The sequence below is a fragment of the Nocardia sp. NPDC004718 genome (assembly GCF_053601535.1).
In genome coordinates, this window is record NZ_JBSGCA010000040.1 from 1 (window position 1) to 3,521 (window position 3,521).

3 protein-coding genes are annotated in these 3,521 nt (G+C 68.8%); 2 read left to right on the forward strand and 1 reads right to left on the reverse strand.

Annotated features, from left to right (window positions below; all coding sequences use genetic code 11):
* Positions 1-57: 57 nt before the first annotated feature.
* On the reverse strand, positions 58-555 hold the full coding sequence (locus ACWEH3_RS26130; RefSeq protein WP_450026805.1) for a MarR family winged helix-turn-helix transcriptional regulator: 498 nt from the start codon (positions 553-555) through the stop codon (positions 58-60).
* A 735-nt stretch (positions 556-1,290) separates the two neighbouring features.
* Here ACWEH3_RS26130 and ACWEH3_RS26135 point away from each other — a divergent pair.
* Both ACWEH3_RS26135 and ACWEH3_RS26140 read left to right on the forward strand, forming a co-directional pair.
* Positions 1,291-2,898, forward strand: a complete 1,608-nt coding sequence (locus ACWEH3_RS26135; protein WP_450026807.1) for a carboxylesterase/lipase family protein — start codon at positions 1,291-1,293, stop codon at positions 2,896-2,898.
* A gap of 231 nt (positions 2,899-3,129) precedes the next feature.
* Complete coding sequence (locus ACWEH3_RS26140; protein ID WP_450026809.1) at positions 3,130-3,381, forward strand: S1 RNA-binding domain-containing protein; 252 nt, start codon at positions 3,130-3,132, stop codon at positions 3,379-3,381.
* Positions 3,382-3,521 lie beyond the last annotated feature (140 nt).

Genomic DNA, 3,521 nt, shown 5'->3' on the forward strand with positions numbered 1-3,521 from the left:
AGGACCTCGCGGTGGGTCATCGCGGCGGGGTCGCGCCGCGTCACCGCATCGACTGAACTAGACATCCACTTCCTGACTCTCTGTCGAAACCGGCTGGTGCGCGTGCACCGCGCTGCTCTGTGCGTGTGCGGTCAACGCGTTCCGGAGCATCTGGATGGCGAGGCAGGCGCGTTCCGCGTCGCCCTCACTCCAGTCCGCGAGAACCTCCTGCAATCCCCGGGCCCGCGAAGCGCGGACACGGCGCAGCAGATCGCGGCCCTCGTCCGTCGCCCGGATGAGGGTGGCCCGCCCGTCGGTGGGGTCGGCGTGCCTGCTGATGTAGCCCGCGCCGACGAGCTCGGTGACGTGCCTGCTCAGCGCGCTCGGGCTGATGCACAGGTCCACGGCGAGGTCGACCTGCCTGCACGGGCCTTTGGACTCGAGGGTGCCCAGCACCCCGATGCCGCCCGGCAGTAAGTGCCCTTCCTCCGGGTGTGCGAGCGCGACGCGGATCGCCCGGCCCATCAGATAGAGCTCCTTGATCAAGCTCTGAGCCGTATCGGACGAGACTGCCATGGCCGCTCCAGACGAGATAAGTTGCTTGCGCTATGCAACTATATAGTGATTGTTTGCGCTAAGCAACTAGTGTCGCGAGGGTCCTCGGCCGGTCAACGGACATGTGCGGTCAGCAGATCGACAGCTATCTACACGGCGGCACGCAAATCCCACCACCTCAGCGTCAACGTCAACCTGATCCTGTACCCGGCGGTGCCGGAGAATCCGGCGCGCCTGCGGTTCTTCGTCACCGCCTGCCATACCGAAGACCAGATCCGCGACACGCTCGAGATTCTTGCCGAGGAGCGTTGCTCGCCGACCGTTGACGCGCGACTGGGCTGTCGCCGGTCGGACGCGTACCGATAGTGGCCACCAGTCCGCGGCGACCGGAACGTCTGCGTCGTGTACCGCGACGCGCACCGGACCGCTGTAGCATCAGCCGGGTGCCATTGCCGCAGCTCAAATCGGTAACGGCGACTTTCCGCGGGCTGGATGGACGATGAGGGCCGGGCACGGCGTCCGCTGTCGGGTGTCGTTCGAACGCCATCGACGCAGTCGGCCAGGAGGGTTCACGGGCGCCGTACACGTGTGACTGCCAGGTGAAGGGTTCGAGCGGCGATTCGGTTCCCGCCGCGTGCGTCCGGTCGACTCCTGATCCGAGTGCACGCCCAGCCGATCGATGCCGGCTACCGCGGTGGACGAGGCCGCCTGCCTCGCCGCCGACCGTAGCGCTCGCATCGGAGGTAGGGCACAGCCATGATTCGCTCGATCGTGCGAACCGCGACCGCTCTGACGGTCGCCGCCGGTACGTGGTTCGCGGGTGCTCCGGCGTCCGTGGTCGCGTCGCCGCCGCTGGATGTGGTGGTGACCGGCGGCGCGATCTCCGGCCGCGCCGTCGACGGGATCACCGAGTACTTCGGCATTCCGTTCGCCGCGCCCACCGGGGGCGAAGCGCGGTTCGCGCCGCCGCGCCCCGTGTCGCCGTGGCCCGGCGTGCGCCCTGCGCGCGACCACGGGCCGCAGTGTCCGCAGACGGGATACCTGCCCGGCATACCGTCGCTCGCGCCTACCGGCGAAGATTGCCTGACCATCGACGTCTACGCGCCGGACGGCGACCGCGACCGCGCGCGGCCGATCATGGTGTTCTTCCACGGTGGCGGCTATCTCGACGGCTCCAACACCGAATACGACGGTCCCACCCGGATGGCCGCGGATGGCGACGTCGTCGTGGCCATCCCCAACTACCGCCTCGGACCGTTCGGCTTCCTGGCACTGCCCGAACTCGCGGCCGAATCCGGCGGCGCCACCGGTACGGTCGCCATCCAGGATCAGCAAGCCGCGTTGCGCTGGTTGCGCGACAACGCCGACGTCTTCGGCGGCGATCCGGACAACATCACGATCTTCGGGGAGTCGGCAGGCGCCGTCAGTGTCTGCACCCACTTCGCCGCACCCGGCTCCGACGCCCTGTTCGCCAAGGCGATCATCCAGAGCGGTCCCTGTGCTCGAGCGCCCCTGGCACCAAGCGATCGTGCCGATGCTTTCGCGCGCTCGCAGCGCTATGCGGACAGCGTCGGATGCGGCGACGCCGCGACCCGGCTGGCCTGCCTGCGCGCACTGCCGGTATCGAGACTCCTGGACTCGCCGCTCGCCCGATCCGAGGGTGAGAATCCCATTTGGTTTCCCGCCATCGACGGCGTCGTCATCACTCGGACACTCGACCAGGGCCTGGTGGGGGATGCGCGGAAAGCGCCGATCCTCATCGGGACCACCACCGCGGAAGGCGCGTTGATCGTCGCCGAGACCGACTATGCCCGCGGCCATATCCCGGACGCGGCGAGCTACGAGCGTTTCGTGCGCCGGTCCTTCGGCGCCGACGCGGACCGCGTCCTGGCCCGATATCCGCTGGACCGATTCCCGTCACCGGCAGCAGCCCAGGTCGCGGTGATCACCGACAGCGAGCTCGCCTGTCCCACCATGTCCACCAGCCGAACGGCGCGCGATGCCGGACATCCACTGTGGCAGTACGAATTCGATCAGGCGCCGCTCGGTGACGCCAATCCGGTTCTGCCCGGCGCCTTTCACTCCGCGGAGCTCTACTATCTGTTGACCAGATTCATGGGCGTGCCGATTCCTTGGACCGGCGCGTCCGCCGCTTTCGCCGCGCAGATGCAGCGATGGTGGACCACCTTCGCCCACACCGGTGACCCGAACGCGCCGGGTTCCCCCGAATGGCAGCCCTGGCCGGCGTCGACGGGAAACGGCCCCGATGGATCCGCTCTGCTCATGCGGGCGACCGGCAGCGTGATGACGGACGATTTCGCCGCCAGGCACGACTGCGCGTTCTGGGCGGAAATCGACCGCTGATCCATCGCCGAAGTCGGTGATGGACTGCGCTTTTCGTTGTTCTCCGGCTCTTGATCTTGCCGTGCCGCGTCGCGCTGGGTTATGGTCGTCGCCATGACTGCCGGGTCGGCGACACGCCGCACACAGAACGGTTACCCGGCCGCGCTGTGATCATCCGGCGGGCCAGGGGCCCGCCGCCTTCTTCGCGAAATCCCATGTCACTACAGGGACGTCGGAAGGAGGTGAAAATACATGTCCCATTCGGAATCGCAGCAGCGCGGATGGCCGGACTTCGTCGCCGCCCACGCTCGGGGCGGAGTGCTGGAGGCCACCGTCGTGCAGATCGCGCCGTTCGGCGCGTTCATGGAGATCGCTCCAGGGATTCACGGATTGCTGCACCGCACCGAGTGGTCCACCGAACCGCAGGTCGGTGCCACTCTGACGGTGCGCATCCTCGATATCGACACCGAGAGACAGCGGGTCGCTCTGGCGCACGCTGAATAAGGCTCGGCACGGGCGTGGGGGGGGGGGGGGGGGCGGCCCCCCCCCCCCCCCCCCCCCCCCCCCCCCCGGGGGGGGGGGGGGGGCCGGGGGGGGGCGGCGCCCCCCGCAGCCGCGGGACGCCGTAGATGGTGGGGGGGCGC

Coding starts and splice junctions, on each gene's coding strand:
- ACWEH3_RS26130 (WP_450026805.1), bottom strand. CDS start 555: ATGGCAGTCTCGTCCGATACGGCTCAGAGCTTGATCAAGGAGCTCTAT.
- ACWEH3_RS26135 (WP_450026807.1), top strand. CDS start 1,291: ATGATTCGCTCGATCGTGCGAACCGCGACCGCTCTGACGGTCGCCGCC.
- ACWEH3_RS26140 (WP_450026809.1), top strand. CDS start 3,130: ATGTCCCATTCGGAATCGCAGCAGCGCGGATGGCCGGACTTCGTCGCC.